The following is a 22,580-nucleotide window of genomic DNA, read 5'->3' on the forward strand; positions in this document are numbered from 1 at the left end:
CTTCCTCCTTTCCTATGAGATTGCGTGATGTTTCTCAATTTCAATTAGATTTGATTTGAAGATTAAATGTCTGTTCACTGCATTGACGTAAGCTTTCGCCGATGCTTCAAGCACATCTTGCGCTACACCACGTCCTGCTGTTTCTTTTCCTTCTATTGAAACAGTGACATATACTTCTGCTAGTGCATCTCTGCCTTTTCCATTTGATTGAATGCGGTAGTCCAGCAAATGAATTCTTTCTTCCATACAGCGCTCAAGCGTGTTGTACACAGCTTCTACACTGCCTGCACCTGTAGCTGCTTCTTGAATGACTGCCTGTGTTTCTTGGTTTTTCAGAGAAACTGTTGCTGTTGGCATTTGTTCTGTTCCATAATGCACTTGCAGACTTTCAAATTCGTAGCCAATTTTTCGATCTGCTACTTTTTCTTCTAATATAATAGAGATCAAATCATCATCTGTAATTTCTTTCTTCTTCTCTGTCAAGTTCTTGAAAGTCTCAAAGAATTTATTGATTTCGTCTTCCGTTAGTTTAAAGCCTAGTGTTTTCATGCGGTCTTTAAACGCGTGTCTTCCGGAGTGTTTTCCAAGGACAAGCACATCTGTTGTCACACCGACAAGCTCTGGAGAAATAATTTCATAGGTTGTTTTCTCTTTGAGGAAACCATCTTGGTGAATACCTGATTCATGTGCAAAAGCGTTGTTTCCAACAACTGCTTTATTACGCGGCACAATCATTCCTGAGTATTTGCTCACTACATCACTTGTACGCTTAATTTCATTCAATTGAATCGTTGATTCGACCTGGTAAAAGTCTTTTCGAATATGAAGAGCTACTGCAATTTCTTCTAAAGCGGCATTTCCAGCGCGCTCGCCAATTCCGTTGACAGCCGTTTCAATTTGATCTGCTCCATTTTCAATGGCAGCAAGTGAGTTTGCCACAGCCATTCCTAGATCATCGTGACAGTGAGCGGACAAGTTAACGCGGTCGATATTCGGAACGTGTTCCTTCATATATTTAAAGATATTCCCGTACTCTTTTGGCGCTAGGTATCCAACTGTATCTGGCAAGTTAATGACACTCGCCCCAGCGTCAATGACCTTTTCTACAATTTCTGCCAAGAAAGCAAGATCTGTACGGCACGCATCTTCTGCTGACCACTGGACAACTGGAAAACGTTCTTTCGCATATTTCACCATTGCGACAGCCTGTTCTACGACTTCTTCACGTGTTTTCTTTAGTTTATGCTTCAGGTGAATGTCAGAAGTAGCAATAAAGACATGAAGCCTTGGCTCCACTCCATCTTTTAATGCTTCCCATGCAGCATCAATGTCACCTTTCACACATCGTGCAAGACCAGCAACAGAACAGTTTTTAATCGTTCTTGCTATTTCTTGTACGCCTAAGAAATCCCCTCGGGATGAAGCGGGAAAACCCGCTTCAATGATATTAACCCCAAGGCGCTCAAGCTGCTTTGCAATGATTAGCTTTTCTTGTGCATTTAAGTTCACTCCTGGTGATTGCTCTCCATCTCGAAGTGTTGTGTCAAAAAAATTAATTTTCCGCACCGACGCTCACCGCTTCCTTTTTCTTTCCTTGTTTAACGAAAGGCATCATTTCACGAAGCTTTCTACCAACGATTTCAATTTGGTGCTCATTTTCATTTGCATTGATTGCATTGAAACGTGGACGATTCACTTGGTTTTCAACGATCCATTCTTTTGCAAAAGTTCCGTTTTGGATATCAGTCAAAACAGCTTTCATCGATTCTTTTACTTTTGCATCCACAACGCGTGGTCCTGATACGAAGTCACCCCATTGTGCTGTATCAGAGATTGAATATCTCATGCCTTCTAATCCTTCTTCATACATAAGGTCAACGATTAATTTCAGTTCATGCAGACACTCGAAGTATGCAAGCTCTGGCTGATAACCAGCTTCTGTTAACGTTTCGAAACCTGCTTTCACTAGTGAAGTAAGACCTCCACAAAGAACTGCCTGCTCACCGAAAAGATCCGTTTCTGTTTCTTCTTTAAATGTTGTTTCAAGAACGCCCGCTCTTGCTCCGCCGATCGCTTTCGCATAAGCAAGTGCTTTGTCTTTCGCTTGACCAGATACATCTTGATAGATAGCAAATAGGGCAGGTACACCAGCGCCTTGCTCATATGTTCTTCTCACAAGATGTCCTGGACCTTTTGGAGCTACTAGATACACGTCTACGTCACTTGGAGGAACAATTTGATGGAAGTGAACGTTAAATCCGTGTGCAAATACAAGTGAGTTTCCAGCTTCTAATTGATCTTTGATTTCTTCATCATATACTTTCTTTTGCTGCTCATCTGGAAGTAGTACCATGACGACGTCTGCTTGTGCTGCTGCTTCTTTTACTGTGAATACTTGATGACCGTCTTCTTGTGCTTTTGTATAAGATCCGCCTTTTCTCACGCCGACGATGACATCTACGCCGCTTTCTTTTAAGTTCAATGCATGTGCATGACCTTGTGATCCGTAACCAATGATAGCTACCTTTTGACCATTTAATACGTTTTCTTGAATATCACCGTTATAATATACTTTTACCATTTGACTCTCTCCTTTTGTTTAGACAATTGAAATTGTTTTATTTGTTTGCGGCTTTTGCTGATTATCTCTCGCAAAGGCCGTGGTGCCAGTTCTGGCGACTTCTTTAATGCCGTATGGCTTAAGTAATTCAATGAGTGCTTCAATTTTTGAAGACTCACCTGTCACCTGAATGACGACACTCTCTCTGCTCACATCTACAATAGAAGCTCTAAAAGGTTCAATGACCCCCGTGATCTCCATTCTAGATGCTGGTGCAGATACGACTTTTATCAAAGCCAGCTCTCGCTGAACGATTGATTGGTTTGTAATGTCTGTTACTTTCAGAACATCGATTTGTTTGTTCAACTGTTTTGTCAGCTGTTCGATGTCTTTCTCTTGGTCTACATGGACGACGAACGTGATGCGTGATACATCTTGAATCTCAGAATGGCCGACCGTAATGCTTTCAATGTTGTAGTGTCTTTTAGTAAAGAGGCCTGTGATTCTGTTCAGTACGCCTGATCGATTTAATACAGTCAACACAATAATTCTTTTCAAGGTTTCACCCCCACCATCTCATGAAGTCCTTTCCCCGGTGCTACCATCGGGAATACTTTTTCATCTCTCGCTACATTGACATCGATGAAAACAGGCTCTCTAGAGGTTAAGGCTTCTTCGAGTTTTTCTTTCGCCTCTTCGTCTGATGAGATTCTGATCCCTTTAATGCCATAAGCTTCAGATAATTTTACGAAGTCTGGCTGCTCTGAAAATTTAGAATGTGAGTAGCGTTCTTCGTAGAAAATTTCTTGCCATTGTCTTACCATTCCAAGGCTGTGATTATTGAGTACAATCACTTTGACTGGAAGGTTCAGCTCACGGATAACGGCAAGTTCTTGCAGGGTCATTTGGAAACCTCCGTCTCCTAAAATTGCTACAACGGTTGCCTCTTGATCAGCTAGCTGAGCGCCAATGGCTGCTGGTAATCCGAAGCCCATTGTGCCAAGTCCTCCAGATGTGACCCACTTATCTGCATTTTCAAATGGATAGAACTGTGCCGCCCACATTTGATGCTGTCCGACATCAGTTGCGACAATGGCTTCACCTTTTGTGAATTGATGAATGTATTCAATCAGCTTTTGAGGTTTAAAACCTTCAGCTTCGTTTTCAACGTACCAGAGTGGATATTCTTCCTTCCACTGATCTAATTGATTTTTCCATTCGTCTGATTCCCCTTGCTTCCCGTCTTGCTTGATCAGCTCTTCAAGAACGAGCTTACTGTCTCCAACAACCGGGATATGGGTATGAATGTTCTTGCCAATTTCCGCTGGGTCGATGTCAATATGAGCGACCTTCGCATGTTTTGCAAAATGATTGAGGTTGCCTGTTACCCTGTCATCAAATCTTGCTCCGATTGAAATGAGCAGGTCACATTGATGAAGAGCCATGTTCGCTGCATATGTGCCATGCATACCTGCCATCCCTAGGAAAAGAGGGTGCTTTGCCGGGAATCCGCCAAGTCCAAGCAATGTATGAGCGACTGGGATTTGCTGCTGCTCTACATACTGTCTTAATTCTTCAGATGCTTTGCCATGAAGAACGCCGGCTCCTGCTAGAATGACTGGTTTTTTCGCTCTGCTGACAGCTTCTACTAATTTGCGAATTTGCAAATAGTTCGGCTCTACTTTTGGCTGATAACCAGGTAAATCAATTGGCTGGTCATATTCAAAGGTTCCTTCAATGCCTGCGACATCTTTTGGAATATCAATCAAGACTGGGCCAGGTCTGCCTGTTGTTGCGATATGGAATGCCTCTTTAATAACACCAGGTAACTCCTCTGGATTTCTTACCTGGTAGCTGTGCTTTGTAATTGGCATTGTGATGCCGAGCACATCTGCTTCTTGGAAAGCATCCGATCCAATGACTGACGTTGCCACCTGCCCTGTGAATACAACTAAGGGAAGTGAATCAATCATCGCATCTGCAATTCCTGTCACAAGATTTGTCGCTCCAGGCCCTGATGTTGCAATGACAACACCTGGTTTACCAGATACTCTTGCGTATCCTTCTGCTGCGTGAATCGCTCCCTGCTCATGTCTTGGCAGGACATGAAATAAACCAGAATCGTAAATTTTATCGTAGATTGGCAAAACTGCTCCGCCTGGATAGCCGAAAATGACTTCTACTTTTTCTCTTTTGAGTGCTTCAATTAACATGAGTGCACCGTTCATCGTTTGTGGCGCTTTTGATTTTTCCGTCTCCATTTGTACATTTGTCCCCATTTGATTTCCTCCTCTTTGTCTTGCTTCAGTCAAGTCCTTTCACCCTTTTCCATTCAAGATAGAGATATGAGACCATATAAAAAAGCCTTCTCACCCCACAATGACACTACTTTTCACTAGGTCAAAGGGGCGAAAAAGCTTTGTTTTTCGCGGTACCACCCTTGTTCACGGCAAACCTTGCTGCCGTCTCATGGACATCTTTCGTCCATTTTGGTAACGAGTGAGCAATGTCACTCGGCCTGCCCTACTATCATTTCAAGCAGACACTCAGAGGTGAGTTCACTTTAGAAAGTAACACCGGTTTCCAGCTAGCACCGGCTCTCTGTAGATACTGACTCTAAAGCTACTAGTCCTCTTCAACGTTTATCGATATCTATTTAACTTGCATGAATGTTTTCATCTGTAAAAACAACTTTTTCTCCTTCTTCAACTACCCGCTTACGGAATTGTTCAAGAAGTTTGTTTGTGTGGAACCCAGGTTTCCCTTCACCGATTGTACGGCCGTCAACTTTGACAACGGCGATGACTTCGGCTGCGGTTCCTGTTAGAAATACTTCTTCTGCAGTATACACATCATGTCTTGTGAAAGGTTCTTCTTTCACTTCGTAGCCTAAGTCTTCCGCAATTTCCATGATGGCATTTCTTGTGATGCCTTCAAGTGCGCCGATATAACCTGGCGGTGTATAAAGCTTGCCTTTTTTATAAATAAACACGTTGTCTGCAGAACCTTCCGCCACGTACCCTTGATCGTTCAGCATCAGCGCTTCACTCACACCGGCCATATGGGCTTCGATTCGGACAAGAATGTTATTCAAATAATTTAATGATTTCACTTTTGGGCTAAGGACATCTGGACGATTTCGTCTTGTTGGAACCGTCACAATGTCAATACCCGTTTCATATAGGTGCTTTGGAAAAATGGCCAGCGGCTCTACAATGATCACTGTGTTGGCTCTCCCGCAGTTGTTAGGATCTAATCCAAGATCACCCGCTCCTCTTGAGACAACAAGGCGGATATAGGCATCCTTTAGGCCGTTCCTTTCAACTGTATGAATCATTTTTTCCGTGAGTTCCTCAAGTGAATATGGAATGTTCAGCATAATGGATCTGGCGGAATCATACAGACGGTCTAAATGTTCTTTCATTCGAAAGATATTTCCGTTATACACGCGAATCCCTTCGAAAACACCGTCGCCATATAAAAAGCCATGATCGTAAACTGAAATTTTCGCATCCTCTTTTTTCACGAGTTCATCGTTTAAAAAGATCCACTGTTCCTTTTGGTCTTCCATTTTCAGTGAGCACCCTCTCTTTCAAACAAAAAGTAGTTGAATTTTCAGACACTTTATTTTGAAGTGTCAATCGCTTGCACTGCGTGTTTGTTTAGCTTTTGTTGAACCCATCTTACGCCGCTTTCCATACAGTGTCAACAGCATTTTTAAAATTATTAGACAATTTAGACTAATCAAAATTAAATGTATACGCTTACACCTTTGCTAGACAAGGAATGAAAAAACTTAAAATTTTTTGTATTTTTTCTTCAATTTATTTACTTTACATGAACGCTTTTCTTTTGAGAAAACTTTTGTGATATTTTTTCACATGATTTTTGATGAATATTGTGAGATTTCAATGACTTTGTTTTTTCTTTTGGCATGCCTTTCTAAAGCGTTTTCCTATGAATTTATGATAGAATGAGAGCATCTAATAGAAGGAGGGCAATACATGGCTAACATCAGAGGTTATATCGGTACGTATACAAAGGGAGACAGTAAAGGCGTTTATACGTTTACATTAAATACGGACAAGCAGCAGATTGAGCAAGTAGAAGTCGCTGCTGAGCTTAAAAATCCTACATATTTAACCGTGTCAGAGGATCAAAAGTTTGTTTATGCTGTTGTGAAAAAAGGATCACAGGGCGGCCTTGCTGCGTATCAAATTGATTCAACAACAGGCAGACTTCACTTCATCAACCAAGAGCTTGCCGATGGAGCTTCTCCTTGTCACGTCAGCGTGGACAGTCAAACGAAAACGGCGTATACAGCAAACTATCATAAAGGGACAGCAGAAATGTATGAGATCGATGCTGAAAATGGTTCAGTGATCCGCACGCTCTCACAGGCGCAGCATGAAGGAACTGGCCCTAACGAAGATCGTCAGGAAAAGCCGCACACCCACTTTATGGGTCTCACGCCAGATGAACAATTTGCTGTGGCTGTTGACCTTGGAACAGATGGAATTTATACGTATAAGAAAGAAGACGGAAAACTTCAGCTTGCTCATACATTTGAAACAAAGCCAGGCAGCGGACCTCGTCATATCACATTCCACCCAACGAAACCTGTGGCATATGTCATGACAGAGCTAAGCTCAGAGGTCATTGTGCTTCGTTACTTTGAAGATGGTCATTTTGAAGAGATTCAAACAATCGCGACCATTCCAAGCGATTTTACAGAGAACAATCAAGGCAGTGCTATTCATGTCTCATCAGACGGCCAATTTGTTTATGCAGGAAATCGCGGTCATGACAGCATTGCGATTTTTAAAGCAGACGATGACGGCCGATTAAGCCTTGTCGAGATTGCTTCTTCTGAAGGAAACTGGCCTAGAGATTTTGTGCTTGATCCAACAGAAGAATTCCTCGTCGGTTCAAACCAAGAATCTAGCAACCTTGTGTTATACAAACGCGACAAAGAAACAGGACGACTCTCTGTCTTACAATCAGACATTACCGTCCCTCATCCAGTTTGCGTGAAATTTTTAGGATAAAAGAAAAAAGCCTCCTATAACGGAGGCTTTTCTTTATACAGACGGCATACCGCCATCCTCAAGCTTGTGATCAATCAAAGACGTATCGGTTTTTTCGCCGAACCATTTTGACAGCCTGTCTTTTGCTTTCCCTTTCACATCATCATCAATGTACATTGCTACTTGAAGCAGAGCAAATGTAATGGCGCCTAAATCATCTGTATAGCCGACACCAATCAATGTATCAGGAATGAGGTCAAGTGGAAGGATAAAGTAGCCGAGTGCTCCAATAATCAAGGTCTTTGCTTTGACCGGCACTTCGGGTTTTTGCAATGTATAGTAAAGTAATAGCACAGCATAGACAAGAGAGACACCAGCTTTTTGTGCCGTCTTTTTTAGCTTTTCCCAAAAGGCATGATCATTAAAATGCTTCTTCGAACGCTTTAATAGTTCTTTTTTCTCAGAACGATTCATCATATCGCCTCCATCTACAGCATAGCCCTTTTCCCTCAGTTATACAAGATATCCGCTAATTCGACAAACAAAAAGCAGCAGAAAGCTGCTGCATTCTACTGCTCTTTGTAAAACTTTTCAATTGCTTTATCGATGTACACCCACCCTTTATAAGACACATGAATCGTATCTTTAAAGAAATATGGATCGTACTCATGCTTAGTCAAATCTGCGACTTCATACCCATTATCTCGAATTTGACGATTGATTTTTTCATAATAACCTGTACGGCCTTCTTTCGGAAAACCAGTGTAATCATACCACTTTCCGTTGACAGGAATCGTTACAAACAAAGGCTTTGCCCCTGCCTGTTTTAAAATATCCAGCATGATTTGAAAATCTTTATATTCTGGTGATTCGGCATAAGAATGACCTTCACGGGAATCCTTCATCTTCTTCATGATCGGTTTCAGTTTGCGGTCAAACAATTTTTGATTAATATAAAACGGATTGTCCCCTGCTCTTTCCGCACCAAAAATGCTCGCTTCTTTTTCAAGCTCAGCCCATGTTTTTCCTTTGACTGAAGGAGACGGTTGAAGCTTGCGCTCATGCCCCGATCCAATCGTATAGTACATGTCTTTCTTTTGAAGCATGCCATAATACATTTTCGCAATAGGAGAAATCGCGCCATAAGCGAACTTGTTTCCAGATAGCTCTGCTTTAAAAAGCTCTGTAATCACCATGTCGTTTTTGACTGCTTTAAACTTCATGATTCTTTTAATCAGCTCTTTTTTCACAGTTGGATCAATTTCTTTATTATAGGCGAGATTCAGCGCTTGAAGCGCTGAATAGTTAGGGGCAAAGTGATTCTCGTCAGATCCCCATTTCACAAACCACTGCGGGGACACGATAAATACAAGCTTCTTCCCTTTTAATTCATCCATATGCGCTGCAAAGTTCATCGCATGAATTAATGATTGCGATCCACCTTTTCCAATAAGATAAGGTGTAAACCCTTGAGGATTCTCATGAAAGAAATTCGAAGGGTGGTATGGATCAAAACGTGATAGTTCAGAAGAACCATAGATCGGCAAATAAGTTGGATCTTTTAGCATTTCATCTTGTAAATAAAGCCCTTGAAACATCCCTGGATCTAATTCTGTGGCTGACTTTTGTAATTTGTCTTTTGGGATCAGGTGTGAGAGCCATGCATTTGGTACAAGAAGAACACCAATGAATAGAACAGCCGCTAAAATAAGCGGCCCAAAAAAACGCTTTTTCATTACTTCATCTCTGCCAGCTGCTCAGCAATATGGTTCGGCGTATCCCACACATCACGATCGAATTCTGTAATCGGAACAGTGATTCCGAGTTGACTTTCAATTGCCATAAGCAGTTCTACTGTACCAAATGAATCAAGAAGACCTTCTTCAAAAATCGCAATCTCTGGATTTTCTTTCACAACGTCGTCCTGACAAACCTCTGCAATAATACCGTATACTTGATTTTTAAATTCCATAATTTTCTACTCCCTTAATCATTAATGATGAAATGGTTTTCCTGAAAAAATATAAAATCCGAAACAAATCACATGGAATGTAATAATGATAGACACAACCATTGTGACCTTATTATCCGGCCACCACTTGTGCTTTTTATTCCATTTCTCAAATAAATTGTAACCGGACATGATAACTGCATGATATAGTCCGTAAATAATATATTGAAGGGCAAGACCATGCCAAGCACCCATCAATAGAAAGAGGACAAAGTACCCGATATTTGATACAGCCATACGGTTCTTGATCCACTTCTTTTTGGTCATAAAGAACACAAATCTCATAAACACGTAGTCTCTGAACCAGAAGGACAGGGACATGTGCCAGCGATTCCAGAAGTCTTTAATATTGCGGCTGATAAACGGTTTATTAAAGTTCTCTGGCGACTTAATGCCCATAATATAACTCACACCTACAGCAAATGCTGTATATCCAGCAAAGTCAAAGAACAAATACATGCTGTAAGCATACATATACGTTAACTGCTGAACAAAGTGACTGCTGCTAATGTGATGAATATTCATCAGAATATACGTGTGAATCAGATAACCAATAATGAACTTATATAAGAAGCCAATGAAAATTTTATGAATACCGGAATACAGAAGATCACTGTATGCTTCCTTTTCAGGCGGTGTATCCATATCTTTTTCAAATCGGCGGTAACGGTCAATCGGACCTGATGAAATCGTCGGGAAAAAGACAATGAAATAGACCAAACGATGAATCGGAATTTTCTTCTTAATCAAACCATCTCTTGTCTCGATAATTAACTGAACACCTTTAAATGTTAAGTACGAGATCCCCAAAAAGCTCAGCCAGTTTATTGGCGGCGGTTGGTGCGGGTGATGAGTTAAAAAGAACGGTAATACCTTTGACAGCACAAGCGGCAAAATTGATGCCACCACTGCTGCATAGAAAACGGATGCCTGATTCGCTTTTAACCGGTATGCAAGGTACAGGCGAATGATTAAGACTTGCCACACCGTGAACAAGAAGAGCAGCAGTGCGCCATGTGCATCTTTTGAGAAAATAAGCGCGAGTGCCACAACCGTTGCAAACATGTTGTAGCCCTGCATTCTTTTACCGCGAAGACCAAGAATGATCGTCGGCAAAAGAAGAATACCAATTAGAATGAAGAAAAAGAATGAACTAAACGGAATCATAGAAGAACCTCTTTCGCAATTCTCTTACGGTCAACCTTCCCGTTTGGTGTCATGTACAGCTGCTCCAGATAGACAAACTTTCTTGGAATCATGTACGCTGGCAGTGAATCCGCCATTTCTTTCTTAATCGCACTTGTCAGCTGATACTCTTTTTCAAATGAATGAGCTGCTGGAACAATCGCTGCAATCAAGTACTCGACATGACCGTTTGGCTGGAATGGCACAATCACACAAGCATTGACATAGGTTGTCTCACTTACATGATATTCAATTTCTTCAAGCTCCATCCGGTATCCATGAAGCTTAATTTGATAGTCGAGACGACCGTGGCACGTAATTAATCCACCCTGCGCCACACCTGCGTCACCTGTGCGGTAAGCAGGGCGTCCTTCGTATTCAAAGAACACTTTATCCGTTAAGGCTTGTTCACCTAAGTAGCCTCTCGTGACGCTTGGCCCCACGATGACAATTTCGCCTTTCTCACCATCAGAAAGTGTCTTGCCTTCTTCATCTAAAATGACGATATCTGTATCAGGTTTGGCATAGCCGACTGGTAAAGAATCGTGCTGATCAAGAATCTCCTGCGTGACTTCAATCGATGTGATCGCAACAGTTGCTTCAGTTGGACCATACGTATTAAAGACCTGCGCCTTTGGAAAACGCTCCAGAAGTGCACTTGCTACAGCTACAGGAAGCGCCTCACCGCAGAACAAGAAAACTTTCAGCTCTGGTAAAAGCTCTCCTGTAAAGGAAGGGTCCATTAAGCACATTTGCACAAAGGATGGTGTTGATGTCCACACTTCAACGTCAGATTGACCAAGTGCTGCAAACATATCCTTTGGCTTATTGACAAGATCTTTTACTAAACAGTAAAGCGTGCCGCCTGATTGAAGCGCTGGATAGAGATCCATCACTGATAAGTCAAAAGAAAATGGTGCTTGATTTAAGAATGTGCGTCCCTCACCAATTGGGAAGTCGCGGCACATCCACTCTGTAAAGCTTTCTAAATTATTGGCTGTTACCTGAACGCCTTTCGGTTTTCCGGTACTGCCAGACGTATAAATAATGTAGAAAACATCATCTTGTTGAACCCACTGCGTGGATGGCGGTGCTTCTTTTTCAAGTGCTAAAAGCGATGCCGCACTTTTCACTTCAATGTGCTCTTCTACATCTAATACATTCTGCTCATTTGCACATATCAATAGACTGGCTTTTGAGCTTTCAATGATTGAGACGATGCGCTCAACAGGTATTGAGATATCGACCGGAATATAAGGTCTGCCTGATTTCACACTGCCTAAGAAAGAAATCAGCATCTCTGGCTCCATATGACCGTAGACAATGACAGGTTCACTGCCAGCTGCGACCGCATCGATCGCACCAGCCATTTGGTCTGATAAATGCCAAAGCTCATCATATGTGATCGACGCCTGTTGAGAAACAAATGCTGGCTGTGTTGGTTTCGTTTGCTGGTATTCATGAATCGTGTGTAATAGTTTCATAGTTTAATCTCCAATTAAAAATCGTTGTAAATGAATGATCCCGTATTTGCTGTGTGGAATCCGTAAATAAAGAACAATAATAGCAAAATAAGTAAGTAAAAGCTTGTATATCCTATCCATTTTACAGACTTATTTTCTGATAGCTTCTTGAATAGCATATTGATAACCTCTTTTCTTTTGACACTTATAGAGACGCATGGATCATCAAAAGAGTTTCATATCAAACCATAAAATTTTTAAGAATTGCTAAAAAAATGTCGAACCTTGGAATGTCTCTTTTGAGCAAAGCTGTCTTATTGTAACAAAGATTTAATACATTTGAAATAAAATCCGAGCTTAAATTTGCCTTAAAATTGCTGAAAGCTGTCGAGCTAACTCAAAAGCCACCTAGTTTGATTAGATGGCTTTGATTTCAATTACTTCTTATATTTATTGACTTCGAACATGAGAATGTTTTTAAACACTACATAATCCTTTTTACTTTCAAATGGACCTTTGTTATTGTCATGCTCGTCAATTTCATAAAAACCTGGTCCTTCTCCTGCATCACGTTTTTTGTACCAGGATAGGAAGGCGTTGACTTCTTTCATTGAAAGGTCATACTCTTTCTGTAAGCCATTGACCATTGTGATGATTAGAAGGGCATCACCGTCTTCATTTGTTGTATCGTCTGTAGGCGGTATGGTTGGTTCTTGGTCTTTGTCTCCTGGATTAGTTTTTGGTGGTGTTGCTGGATCCGGGTCTTTCTCACCTGAAGGAGCTGTAGTATCACTGTTCTTAAGACTTTTTAGTGAAATAGATAAATTAGATTTGAAATTGTCCCTAGCGTGGGTAGGGGTATCATTACTTTGCGGAATACCTCCAATTACGTAAAGTGTATCATCAACAATGGCAGATACGTGCCCCATTCGATAAGGAGCTGAAGAATTAGGGATAGTTCTTGATGTCTTAGTTTTTTTATCATAGAGAGTGACTTTGGGAACTCCACCTGTTCTTATAATTAAATCTTCAAAGTTCAATGCATCATAATAACTCCCAATTCCCCCCAGTCCTAAACTTGTCCACTGATCTATTGATGGATCGTATTCAAACGTTGCTTGTCCAGATAAAACATAGAGTTTATTTTTTATAACTACAGAATCTCCAGCTGGAGCGTCATTTTCGAATTTTTTCTTCTTTGTCCATTCTTTTGTTTTTATATCGTAACTATACGTGTTACTGTCCACCAAATGCTTTAAGGTACTTCTATAACCCAAAATATAGATTTTATTATCTATAACACCTGCATATAAATCATATGTAGCTATCTTAAATTCAAATGGGAGATCTTCTACACCCTCCCATGTATCTGTTTTGATATTATAAACTTCTACACTATTTGTAAGTCCTTGTTCTGTTCTACCACCCATTACATATATATGATCACCTACAATAACACTGGCAGCACCCATACGGCCTGTTTTCATACTAGCTTTTTCTGACCACTTATCTTGCTTAGTATCGTATACATAAGTAGTATTAGTAAATTGCTTGCTCGGACCTGTTCCACCAATTACGTAAATTTTCCCCTCATACACTTCACTTACAGCACCTACTCTTGCATCCGGCAATTCTGCTCGTTTTTCCCATTCAAGCGTTTCTGCTTTTTCTGCTTTAATAGATTGTAATGGATAACTTAATGCAGAAAATAATAAAATGAAAATAAAAAGCCATTTTTTCAAGATAACCACACTCCTTCTATTTGTTTACATAACAAATATCGGATAGTTATTTATTTTTTTCATGTTTTTGTTACTTATATATATATTTATTACTTATTTTCTTACTGTTTCCCCCAATGCACCTATAAATTTTTAAAATCAAACTTTCACATTTGAATTATTTCATATTTATATTAATTAATTGCTGGCATTACTCATATTTTTCTATTTCCCCATTAAAAAATCCATGATGATTCATGGGTTTCTTCTCAGTCCATTATTAGAAAATCCGTCACAAGGCAAGCAGGTTCTCCGTTTTCATCTAGCCCCCAAAAACTTGGATACATTCCGTCACCGAAGCCTGTTGTAAACATGGCAATGTCCACTTTGTCATGAAAACGGGTGACGAGCCAGTCCCATGTGTGCTTGTAGTTTTGCTGAAGCACTTCTGCAAATTCCTCGTAAAGATAAAAATCATTGTCCTCTTTATATCGCTTATCCTCATAAGCTTGAAGATATAGTGTTGCCTCCGCATCCATGAAACAACCCATTCTCGTATTCACACCGTAGCCGAAGAACTCATCTTCTTTCAATTGTTTGATATCCTGTCCTGCTCTTGTCGCAAGCTCCCATTCTATTGCTTGCTCGTTTGTAAACTTGATCATTGCATAGGCGGCGCGTTCGTCACCACTTTCTAATCGCTTTACTACAAGTAGAATAGGACATTTTCCTAGAGTAACTTTCCTCGTAAAAGATCGATCACCTTCAGGGCTGCTTGTTGTTTCTCCATTTTCATATAATAGGTGTTTTGGTTTGATATTGTAAAAGAGATCATTCCTTTCATTGTTTTTCTGATTTCCTTCTACTATACACTTTAGTTTTTTTAATTGAGGAAGAAGAATATTTAAAAAAAGAGATATGATTCCCTTTTTAAGAGAGCTGCCGTTTTTATAAACGGCAGTTTGTGAAGCTTTAAAAGTTCCATGAAACAAAAATACCCGAAATTCTCTCCAGATTTTCAATAAAAAAACCCCTTCATCAAGCGAAGGGGCTGGCAGTTAATTATTTTTCAATAAGAACTCACATACAGTTGGCTGAATATGCTGTCTTTGAAGGCTCATTAATAAGTATTTGGTTTCGATATCAGAAGAAAATATTTTCTCCTTATAATGATCAAATTCTTGTCTTGTTGGCACTTCATTTTTCAACACTTCTTCAACAGAAATCCCAACCGCTTTCAATTTTTCATTTGTGGATGCTCTCTTGATTTCTAGAGACTCTTCTTCTCCATTTAAACGATTAGAGAAAATCCCCAAAATTTCAACGACAGCATCTACTTGCTCTTTCCTTAAATTATGATCCAAAGCAAACATGAAAAATGGATGGTCATCTCCGTCAATGATTGTCTTAAGTAAGTAATTTTGATACTTAAGGAGTTCTATCTCTCTTTCTAAATTCATCGTGTCACTCCTTTGTTAATTATGCAATAATGAACATAATTGCCCATGCAATTGTTCTTGCAGAAGATGCTGGTATCCCCAATTCAAAGATCAGGAAATCAATTAATCTTGCTTCAATACTGTTTGTAACACTGTCAAGAAAATCGGCAATTTGTTTGGAGTACTTTTTAACGTAATCTGCATTTTTCTTACTCAAAATTTCCAGAAGGTCTCCTAGAAGTTTGCCGCCATTCCTTAATGCATAGACTAAAGCGTCTTTTTTCAAACCTTTTGTACTTAGTGTAGGGTCATTTACTACAGTATTATTAATTTTATTCGTTAATTCGTTTTGAACTGTAGCGTTTTGTAGAACGGTACTCTGCAATTCAACTTTAACCAGATTTTTTTCTTTTTTGTTCTCTGCTGCATACGTAGAAACTGGGGCTACAATTGAAAATAAAGTAGTCAATGCTAGTGTACCTGCAATAAATTGTTTTTTCATTTAAAATTCTCCTTAAAAGCAGATGCATCCGCAAGAGTTTATTGGCCTATAAAGAACATTAACAAATACAGGAATTTTTTGTACACTTTTTCTTATTTTTGAATAAAATTGGTATTTAAATCCTTATTTATTTAACAAAAAATAATCTTTATGTCTCTTTTTGTTAAATTTAATAATCTATTATTCTTACTACTTTTTATCTCTCTCATAAGGTTTTATGTGTGATCAACAACCGGTTTCATTTCGTTTACCTTGTAACATACAAGAAAGGTGCTAAAATCGATCATGTTAAATCAACAAAAAGTCCTTCCATTATGGAAGGACTTTTTTGTTACACATCAGTATATTTTAGATGTAGCTGTGATCTAAGTCTGTTATTACTTATATTTTTGATACGTTAACTTTCATGGATTTATTTTATCTGCTCTTTGTTTCAATAACTATTACACATGCTTTCAAGATTATTTAAATCTAATCGTTTGTTCCAATCCTGCTTTAGCTCCACTATGTGATGAACCATGACAGCAGGAACGACACGATCTTGCTTTAAACAGCTTTGACAAAGGTAATTGTCTCGCATAGAACAAGTTGAAAAACTTGTTGATTGTTTATCTCGAACATGATTGTTGTAATACTTCGCTTTCTGCTGCTTGCCATCAACATGAGTAGGACAATAACCATCCCTTGTTAACTCCCTGCACCCTCGCAGCTTACACTCCCTCAATGGTTTAGGTGGCATCATTCTCCTCCTTTAATAAAAATTGTTTCTGAATATACTCTAAATAAAATACGCTTTCCCATTTGGAAAGCGTAAAAAGTAAAGATATTTTTCATATAATATATTTATTATCTGTTTTCCACAGTTACAATAACTTCTATTTCTATCCAAGAATGATTATTAGCCTCGCCCCTTGCGTGACCCTTCGCCCAAACATTAGCATCTAAGCGTGAGTCTCCGGTTAAGTACACATTCTGTCTATAATCGCCACCATGATCAATTTCCTTAACATCATGTGAGATAATCTTTAGATCTGCAGGAGCTTCCCAATTGGCTGATTTTTCATCAGTCTTAGTTTCAAAATAACCTCCTGTCGCATCAGCTCTTAACCTTATTACTGTAAAAGATTTACCACTTTCAGTCCTGTAAAACCTATCACGACCATTTTCAACTCTTAGAACCTCAAGTTCTTTTCTAGATTCATTCATTTCAAAATCCTCCTTTATGTTTTCTCATCAAATATTATTATCCATCACGCTTATAAATATACATATATTTACATTTATGGATATTAAAGTTAATAATGTACAGGTTTATCTTCTATTCACTTTAGGACTTTCTAGCTGAAGTTTACAAGGGAAAAGAAAAAAACACGCCTCTTTGAAGATTATCCCATATAAAAAAGCGACCTCCGCAATGGAAGCCGCTCTCTCTCAATTTATTACCTAATACCATCATAACCGCTCTCAGACAAAATGCTTTGCCAAGATCGTGCCAAAAGTATGCCATTTTAAATGAAGTGACTTTATTCTTGTCGAAATTCACTTTCTAAGTAACTTATTAATGAATCCCAATGGTCATTACTAGTAAATTCAAAATTGACCTTTTCTTTCTCTGTATTGATATCTATCTTGATGCTATTTGGATATAGTTCACATACAATTTCAGCAATTTTTTCAGTTTCTTTAGACAAGAATTCAAGTTGATTGTTATAAAGATATAGCTCAGAATGATCTATTTCTCCAATTCTCTTCTCTCTTATTAATGTATTAATCTGATCGATGATCACATCCATTTTTGCCGTATTATCTTTTAAAACATTCAATTCAAACTTTTTATAATTCGAAGTCTCATCTATCTTCTCTGCAATACAATCATCTAAATTTTTTAAAATGATATCAATTATAGCAAACTTCTCCTCTAAATTTTTCTTCAATTATATTCTCCTTTTCTACATAGAAGTTATTATTAAAAATAAAGCTCTGCTTCATTTTCATAGCCCATGTTCTTTATCTCACCACTTATTTTCTTAGCCTGAGAAATACTCACTTTATCTAAGAATACAGAACAAATATTTTCATTAATTTGATTAATTTGAAGGCTACTCACACCGCATTCATCAGCAAAACTGCTAACTCTATTTGCAAACTTTTCAAAGTCACCATGTTTCACGTTAGCTATAATCTTATAAGCTCCTCTATTTCTCGCGTCATTTCTTGGTTTAAATTCCCCTGTTGGCATAGAAATATTTCGGATCATATTTTCCAACTCATTGAGTTTAGTAAAGATACCCAAATCTTGTGGACTACTCTTTTTAATATTTTCCTCAATTAAATTATCTGTTGCTACTCTGTAAATCGGATTATCTATTTTTGTGTTTTCCAGACATTTAATCACCATTCTCTTAAACGGCTGTTTCATTTCTATTACGCCTTTCATATCATCTTCATAAAATATAGTGCGTTCATCATAAAGATCGAAAGGAAGTGTTGTTCCTTCTTGGCAAACAGACACTATTGCTTTTCCTGTAGCATGCCTGACTGCTAATTCATACATAACGTTTGGGTTTAGACCAGTTAAGTTAGCTATTACTAACTCATCATTTAAAAGCCTTTCAATAATCTGCTTATTAATAGATCCTGTATCATCAATTTCGTGTGCTGCAGAGGGCTTGTATCCCAGCTCTTCTAGGGTCGGTTTAATTACCGCTTGATAAATCCCTTCTGAAGACCTGCGTATATCACTATCACGTGGACCAATTGGCATGACAATAAATGCGTTTTTTTCATCTTTTTTTATCTCTTCTTTAATCTTTGTCAAATAATTCAACCCCCCTATATCTTATTAGAAATTATAATTTAAAATTCAACAATTATCCACATTATCCACCAATTAACCATATCTATTATTGTGTCTAACTCAGGGAATCGCTGAATCCTTTGTCCCTCTTGCTTTACAGCTATTTCCTTAAAATGAGTTGGACATTTTCTCATTTTGTCAAACTGATTAAAAGAATGAAAAAATTACCCACCTTCAATCAAACAGGTGAGTATCATTTTGATTATTCTTTTATAATGTTCATTTTTCCTGTGTTATTAATTCTAATAATTCAAGTCCAAAATCGAGATCATCACTAGCTTCTCTTGCGAGTTTATGCGCAACCTCATAAACACTTGAATCGTGAAGTTGATATTCAGTCTCTATTATATTCGTTATCATATCTATCTTCTCACAAACCTCTTGAGAAATTATTTTATGCCTAAACAGTTTCTGTTGTATATATTCAAATTCAAAATTTCTATCATAACCAATATCATATCCTTCACAAAGTTGAACTAATTTCTCTTGTATCCTACTAAACAATTCGCAAAATTCACTATAAGTTGAATTTCTTACTGAAACTTTATATTTCTCTAAATCCTCTTTAATTGTGTCACTTACAGAAGGGTTAATATAATCTACTAATTCCCTTGGTGTGATATGAGCAAATCTCTTTCCATTTTTCTTGAAAAATTCTTGGGTTAGTTCACGTCTCGCCACAATAGATCTACCATTCTTCTCCGAGTAAACCCAATCTTCTTTTATATCCCCGCTTACAAAAACAACGTCATTGTCTATTTCTAAAATCGCTGACCATATTAAAAAATCACCTGCACTATTAGACTCTTTAGTGCTATCTTTATAACCAGGAAGTATCTTATCCTTGAAATGTTGATTCGCTTCTTGTAACAAGTCATCTATTTTTTTATCAGATGAAATAACTGACTCCTCACTTATTTTGATTACTTTATCCAAAAATGGATCTTTTATAAATAGCCTTTTTAATTGATCCCTAAGCGCTCCAAGTTCATCTTTATATTTTTTCAGAGCCTCGTTATAATTTTTTCTAAGAGTTTCGACCGCTAACGTTGAATTATCTTTGGTCTGTAACATAGGCAGACGTTCCATAATTGGTTTTGTATCAGCTTGGTGTTTGGAAATTATTAAATCAATATCATTCATTCTTTGTTTAATTTGTCTCGGTCTATTTTCTGAAAATTCCTTTATTACTTGTAAAGATTCTAAGCCTTCCCTCTTTTTTAATTCCTTCTAACACTTGAAGTACTTCATTAACTGTGATTTCTCTCCATTGATAAGCTGCTAACAAAACATTAGTATCTATCACTATTATTGCTTCGTTTAGCCATTCTGAAACTGGTTCAGGTTGATATAAATGATATTTCCATTCGTCCAACAAAAACACTCCTGAATTTTTATATTTTATATCGACGAATATTGTATTAATTTTAACCTTTTAAGAAGTCTAAATATTATAGGCCAAAACTGTCCATAGTTTTATCCATTGTATCTTGTGTGATCCCTATATATCGCAATGTAACATCAGGTGTTGAGTGATTTAATAATTCCTGTAGCAGAGCCACGTCTTTAAATTTTTTATAATGCCAGTAGCCAAACGTTTTTCGAAGTGTATGCGTCCCTATACTATCAAGGCCAACATAATCCGCCGCTTCTCTCAAAATATTGTATGCACTGCTGCGGCTGATTGGTTTGTTGAATCCTTCTCTACTTTTAAAAAGATACTCTTGATCATCTTTGTCTTTAATATATTGATCTATCGCTTTTCGTAGCGTCTTGTTTATTTTGATTCTTTTCTCTTTACCTGTTTTTTGTTCTCTTAGCGACACATATTGCTTTCTTACATCTTTCACTCTCAATTGCAACAGATCAGATATTCTCAAGCCTAAATTTATTCCAGCCACAAAAAGCAGCAGGTTTCGTTTGTTCCGCTCTCCAAGATATTTCTTTATATAATGGATCTGATCAAGGTCCCTTATCGGCTGAACAAAATTCATGATTTATCTCCCTGCTTGTACACTTCTTCTCTCAAAGCAAAGGCCAGTCTATAATATGCTTTATTTTTAACACGATAATAATTCCTTTGGCTGAGGCCCATTTCTGCGCACGTCCCCGCCTTTGACTCTTTTTAACCGCTGCATGTTTTATACACCATGAGCTCATATATCTCTCTTTCTGTAATGTCCTGCGGTCGTTTTCGGCTTTTCCTTCTTCATGTTGTTGCTCCTTTCCCAAAAATAAAAAACGGACACCAACCAACACCCATAAAAGGTATTGATCAGTATCCACATGCTATTCGTCTTGGACTTATTTTTTATTCAATATAGAGTGTTTCATTATATAAATCTTCTAATTTCATTATTTTAACTTGACTACACAGTTTATAATTACTTTTATCTCCTAAGAGAACTGTATCTTTATTTATCGCATGCAAAAGATACCACTTTTGATATTCTTGACATCTCCAATATGCATTTTTTTCATTCGAAATATTCATAAATTTTGAAATTTGACCTCTTAAAGAAGGGAGTAACGATGTAAAAACAAATATCATAATAATTAATATTATTAAATCCATATCGTTATAGGTTCCGTTTTTAACCACTGTTAACAATATGTAGTAGAGAGATTGAAATACCAATATAATAAAAATGAATAATAATATAATATGTAATGCTCTTAGCCAATGTTTTTCTTGGATCTTTTCTAAAATTTTACCCTTTACTTCACCTGTATTAATTAGAATAATATTACACAAAATTATGACCGCGAGTAAAATTGAAAAATAGACAATACATAATGATGGTTCAAATTCTAACGTTGCAATCGAAATAAAAAATAAAATACAATAAAATGTGTAAATTAAATGTTTACTGACTCTTAAGAGAAACAATTTATCTTTTGAAAACATCCTCTGTTCAATTATCCCTGCAGAAATAAATGAAACTGGTTTGATAATTCTTCCTAAAAAAATTAGAGATACAAGAATACCTGGAACCCTCAAGTATTTACTTATATCTACCAAAATATTATATAAATCCACTTTGTTTCCCCTCTTTACTTAGTCTAAAATACCAACTTAATTACTTTCAAAATAAAACTAAATAGCACTATCAAAATATTTTTTCACAATTCTTTATTTATCATATGATAAATGCAATAGTTCATCTATATAGTACAAAAAAATTTCAAATTTGTTCCAAATGCATAGTGATGTATCTCTCCTAACCAAGCACCTATATCAGCTGTGCCTTGTTTTGACCTTAAAAAATAAATATTAATTATGAAAAATACTCCTTTTTTCAGATAGATAAGGGATTCATCTGAAATTTGTTAAATTATATATATTATACCAAAAAATAAAGGAGAAGGATAATCCTAAATATTAGTTGTAGCATTAACAGCACTTTTGTTTTTCTCAGAAATTGAATTCACCGAAAATGGTAAGTATATGAAATTCACATGTACTTATTCTGGAAGTACGTCTAAAGATAATATAGATTCTTTATGTGAAGTTAGAAGAAATGCTTCACCATCTAATTCAGTACAAAGATTTTATGTTGGCGGATCAAAAGGCAATAAACCTGAGAGTACCAACGTTTGGCTAGACAAAGGTGTGAAATATTCTATCTATGTAAACGTAGGGACTCATGCTCCTTCCAATGCATCAGTTACTGGAGTCATAAAATATCGCTAAAATAGATAACATCTATATGGCCTTCTTTGTCCAAACAATAGAGGAAAAAATAAAAAAGCCAGAAACATTGTCTTATCAATGTTTCTGGCTTTTAAACAGTTTTAAAGCATATACATCCCAG

At 37.6% G+C, this 22,580-nt stretch carries 24 protein-coding genes, 1 pseudogene and 1 other annotated feature; of the genes and pseudogenes, 1 reads left to right on the forward strand and 24 read right to left on the reverse strand.

Going from position 1 to position 22,580, the window contains the following annotated elements:
• Nucleotides 1-12: 12 nt before the first annotated feature.
• The 5 genes from ACN6NB_RS12650 to ilvE form a co-directional block, all read right to left on the reverse strand.
• Entirely contained in the window at nt 13-1,566 is a 1,554-nt protein-coding gene (locus ACN6NB_RS12650; protein WP_039180437.1) for a 2-isopropylmalate synthase, read from the reverse strand.
• The gene (gene ilvC, locus ACN6NB_RS12655; protein WP_024423187.1) at nt 1,553-2,581 is read right to left on the reverse strand and encodes a ketol-acid reductoisomerase; all 1,029 of its coding nucleotides are present in this window, start codon (nt 2,579-2,581) and stop codon (nt 1,553-1,555) included. Before ilvC ends, ACN6NB_RS12650 begins: the two co-directional genes overlap by 14 nt.
• Before the next feature lie 18 nt (nt 2,582-2,599).
• Nucleotides 2,600-3,118: an acetolactate synthase small subunit gene (gene ilvN, locus ACN6NB_RS12660; RefSeq protein ID WP_007501584.1), complete on the reverse strand. Its 519-nt coding sequence runs from the start codon at nt 3,116-3,118 to the stop codon at nt 2,600-2,602.
• Nucleotides 3,115-4,839: an acetolactate synthase large subunit gene (ilvB, locus tag ACN6NB_RS12665; protein WP_025092480.1), complete on the reverse strand. Its 1,725-nt coding sequence runs from the start codon at nt 4,837-4,839 to the stop codon at nt 3,115-3,117. The genes ilvN and ilvB overlap by 4 nt, the downstream gene beginning before the upstream one ends.
• A 122-nt stretch (nt 4,840-4,961) precedes the next feature.
• Nucleotides 4,962-5,208 (reverse strand) — a binding site (T-box leader).
• Nucleotides 5,209-5,216: 8 nt separating this feature from the next.
• A complete protein-coding gene (gene ilvE / locus ACN6NB_RS12670) occupies nt 5,217-6,131 on the reverse strand; it encodes a branched-chain-amino-acid transaminase (RefSeq protein ID WP_039180440.1) in 915 nt (304 codons plus the stop codon).
• 433 nt (nt 6,132-6,564) lie between these two features.
• On the opposite strand from ilvE, the gene ACN6NB_RS12675 reads away from it, so the two are divergent.
• Nucleotides 6,565-7,608 (forward strand): lactonase family protein, encoded by a 1,044-nt coding sequence (locus ACN6NB_RS12675; RefSeq protein WP_474253375.1) that lies wholly within the window; start codon nt 6,565-6,567, stop codon nt 7,606-7,608.
• Nucleotides 7,609-7,641: 33 nt separating this feature from the next.
• Here the strand turns inward: ACN6NB_RS12675 and ACN6NB_RS12680 are convergent, their stop codons facing one another.
• From ACN6NB_RS12680 to ACN6NB_RS12770, 19 genes and pseudogenes are all read right to left on the reverse strand, one after another.
• Nucleotides 7,642-8,061, reverse strand: a complete 420-nt coding sequence (locus tag ACN6NB_RS12680) for a YkvA family protein (RefSeq protein ID WP_039180444.1) — start codon at nt 8,059-8,061, stop codon at nt 7,642-7,644.
• 95 nt (nt 8,062-8,156) lie between these two features.
• The gene (gene dltD, locus ACN6NB_RS12685) at nt 8,157-9,323 is read right to left on the reverse strand and encodes a D-alanyl-lipoteichoic acid biosynthesis protein DltD (protein WP_039180447.1); all 1,167 of its coding nucleotides are present in this window, start codon (nt 9,321-9,323) and stop codon (nt 8,157-8,159) included.
• Nucleotides 9,323-9,559, reverse strand: coding sequence for a D-alanine--poly(phosphoribitol) ligase subunit 2 (gene dltC, locus ACN6NB_RS12690; RefSeq protein ID WP_024423191.1), 237 nt, complete (start codon nt 9,557-9,559; stop codon nt 9,323-9,325). Before dltC ends, dltD begins: the two co-directional genes overlap by 1 nt.
• A gap of 21 nt (nt 9,560-9,580) precedes the next feature.
• Nucleotides 9,581-10,765, reverse strand: a complete 1,185-nt coding sequence (dltB, locus tag ACN6NB_RS12695) for a D-alanyl-lipoteichoic acid biosynthesis protein DltB (RefSeq protein ID WP_107163277.1) — start codon at nt 10,763-10,765, stop codon at nt 9,581-9,583.
• Nucleotides 10,762-12,267, reverse strand: a complete 1,506-nt coding sequence (gene dltA / locus ACN6NB_RS12700; RefSeq protein ID WP_144491354.1) for a D-alanine--poly(phosphoribitol) ligase subunit DltA — start codon at nt 12,265-12,267, stop codon at nt 10,762-10,764. Before dltA ends, dltB begins: the two co-directional genes overlap by 4 nt.
• A gap of 14 nt (nt 12,268-12,281) precedes the next feature.
• The gene (locus ACN6NB_RS12705) at nt 12,282-12,431 is read right to left on the reverse strand and encodes a teichoic acid D-Ala incorporation-associated protein DltX (protein ID WP_024427820.1); all 150 of its coding nucleotides are present in this window, start codon (nt 12,429-12,431) and stop codon (nt 12,282-12,284) included.
• Between the two features lie 252 nt (nt 12,432-12,683).
• Nucleotides 12,684-13,988 carry a Kelch repeat-containing protein gene (locus ACN6NB_RS12710; RefSeq protein ID WP_144491353.1) on the reverse strand — a complete coding sequence of 435 codons (1,305 nt, stop codon included), beginning with the start codon at nt 13,986-13,988 and terminating at the stop codon, nt 12,684-12,686.
• A gap of 248 nt (nt 13,989-14,236) precedes the next feature.
• A complete protein-coding gene (locus ACN6NB_RS12715; RefSeq protein ID WP_186319795.1) occupies nt 14,237-14,989 on the reverse strand; it encodes a DUF4241 domain-containing protein in 753 nt (250 codons plus the stop codon).
• Nucleotides 14,990-15,025: 36 nt separating this feature from the next.
• Entirely contained in the window at nt 15,026-15,427 is a 402-nt protein-coding gene (locus tag ACN6NB_RS12720) for a DUF1878 family protein (protein WP_144491351.1), read from the reverse strand.
• A gap of 19 nt (nt 15,428-15,446) precedes the next feature.
• Nucleotides 15,447-15,908, reverse strand: a complete 462-nt coding sequence (locus ACN6NB_RS12725) for a hypothetical protein (protein WP_144491350.1) — start codon at nt 15,906-15,908, stop codon at nt 15,447-15,449.
• Nucleotides 15,909-16,341: 433 nt separating this feature from the next.
• Entirely contained in the window at nt 16,342-16,647 is a 306-nt protein-coding gene (locus tag ACN6NB_RS12730) for an HNH endonuclease (protein ID WP_144491349.1), read from the reverse strand.
• Nucleotides 16,648-16,754: 107 nt separating this feature from the next.
• A complete protein-coding gene (locus tag ACN6NB_RS12735) occupies nt 16,755-17,114 on the reverse strand; it encodes a hypothetical protein (RefSeq protein WP_144491348.1) in 360 nt (119 codons plus the stop codon).
• A 317-nt stretch (nt 17,115-17,431) separates the two neighbouring features.
• Entirely contained in the window at nt 17,432-17,842 is a 411-nt protein-coding gene (locus ACN6NB_RS12740) for a hypothetical protein (protein WP_144491347.1), read from the reverse strand.
• A gap of 32 nt (nt 17,843-17,874) precedes the next feature.
• Complete coding sequence (locus ACN6NB_RS12745; RefSeq protein WP_144491346.1) at nt 17,875-18,726, reverse strand: hypothetical protein; 852 nt, start codon at nt 18,724-18,726, stop codon at nt 17,875-17,877.
• 258 nt (nt 18,727-18,984) lie between these two features.
• A complete protein-coding gene (locus ACN6NB_RS12750) occupies nt 18,985-19,908 on the reverse strand; it encodes a PIN-like domain-containing protein (protein WP_144491345.1) in 924 nt (307 codons plus the stop codon).
• 22 nt (nt 19,909-19,930) lie between these two features.
• A complete protein-coding gene (locus tag ACN6NB_RS12755) occupies nt 19,931-20,140 on the reverse strand; it encodes a PIN-like domain-containing protein (protein WP_144491344.1) in 210 nt (69 codons plus the stop codon).
• Nucleotides 20,141-20,216: 76 nt separating this feature from the next.
• Nucleotides 20,217-20,759, reverse strand: coding sequence for a site-specific integrase (locus ACN6NB_RS12760; protein ID WP_144491343.1), 543 nt, complete (start codon nt 20,757-20,759; stop codon nt 20,217-20,219).
• A pseudogene (locus tag ACN6NB_RS12765) lies at nt 20,756-20,863 on the reverse strand (ArpU family phage packaging/lysis transcriptional regulator); the annotation flags it as partial. The gene ACN6NB_RS12760 and the pseudogene ACN6NB_RS12765, both read right to left, overlap by 4 nt.
• Nucleotides 20,864-21,076: 213 nt before the next feature.
• Entirely contained in the window at nt 21,077-21,805 is a 729-nt protein-coding gene (locus ACN6NB_RS12770; protein ID WP_144491342.1) for a hypothetical protein, read from the reverse strand.
• Between the last annotated feature and the right edge of the window lie 775 nt (nt 21,806-22,580).

The sequence above is a fragment of the Bacillus sp. 11B20 genome, from assembly GCF_056098985.1.

Excerpts from the sequence above, each read along its gene's own strand:
- ACN6NB_RS12720 (WP_144491351.1), bottom strand. The coding sequence starts at position 15,427 with ATGAATTTAGAAAGAGAGATAGAACTCCTTAAGTATCAAAATTACTTA.
- dltD (WP_039180447.1), bottom strand. The coding sequence starts at position 9,323 with ATGAAAAAGCGTTTTTTTGGGCCGCTTATTTTAGCGGCTGTTCTATTC.
- ilvB (WP_025092480.1), bottom strand. The coding sequence starts at position 4,839 with ATGGGGACAAATGTACAAATGGAGACGGAAAAATCAAAAGCGCCACAA.
- ilvC (WP_024423187.1), bottom strand. The coding sequence starts at position 2,581 with ATGGTAAAAGTATATTATAACGGTGATATTCAAGAAAACGTATTAAAT.
- ACN6NB_RS12750 (WP_144491345.1), bottom strand. The coding sequence starts at position 19,908 with ATGAATGATATTGATTTAATAATTTCCAAACACCAAGCTGATACAAAA.
- ACN6NB_RS12730 (WP_144491349.1), bottom strand. The coding sequence starts at position 16,647 with ATGCCACCTAAACCATTGAGGGAGTGTAAGCTGCGAGGGTGCAGGGAG.
- ACN6NB_RS12675 (WP_474253375.1), top strand. The coding sequence starts at position 6,565 with ATGGCTAACATCAGAGGTTATATCGGTACGTATACAAAGGGAGACAGT.
- dltA (WP_144491354.1), bottom strand. The coding sequence starts at position 12,267 with ATGAAACTATTACACACGATTCATGAATACCAGCAAACGAAACCAACA.
- ilvE (WP_039180440.1), bottom strand. The coding sequence starts at position 6,131 with ATGGAAGACCAAAAGGAACAGTGGATCTTTTTAAACGATGAACTCGTG.
- dltB (WP_107163277.1), bottom strand. The coding sequence starts at position 10,765 with ATGATTCCGTTTAGTTCATTCTTTTTCTTCATTCTAATTGGTATTCTT.
- ACN6NB_RS12680 (WP_039180444.1), bottom strand. The coding sequence starts at position 8,061 with ATGAATCGTTCTGAGAAAAAAGAACTATTAAAGCGTTCGAAGAAGCAT.
- dltC (WP_024423191.1), bottom strand. The coding sequence starts at position 9,559 with ATGGAATTTAAAAATCAAGTATACGGTATTATTGCAGAGGTTTGTCAG.
- ACN6NB_RS12735 (WP_144491348.1), bottom strand. The coding sequence starts at position 17,114 with ATGAATGAATCTAGAAAAGAACTTGAGGTTCTAAGAGTTGAAAATGGT.
- ACN6NB_RS12725 (WP_144491350.1), bottom strand. The coding sequence starts at position 15,908 with ATGAAAAAACAATTTATTGCAGGTACACTAGCATTGACTACTTTATTT.
- ACN6NB_RS12760 (WP_144491343.1), bottom strand. The coding sequence starts at position 20,759 with ATGAATTTTGTTCAGCCGATAAGGGACCTTGATCAGATCCATTATATA.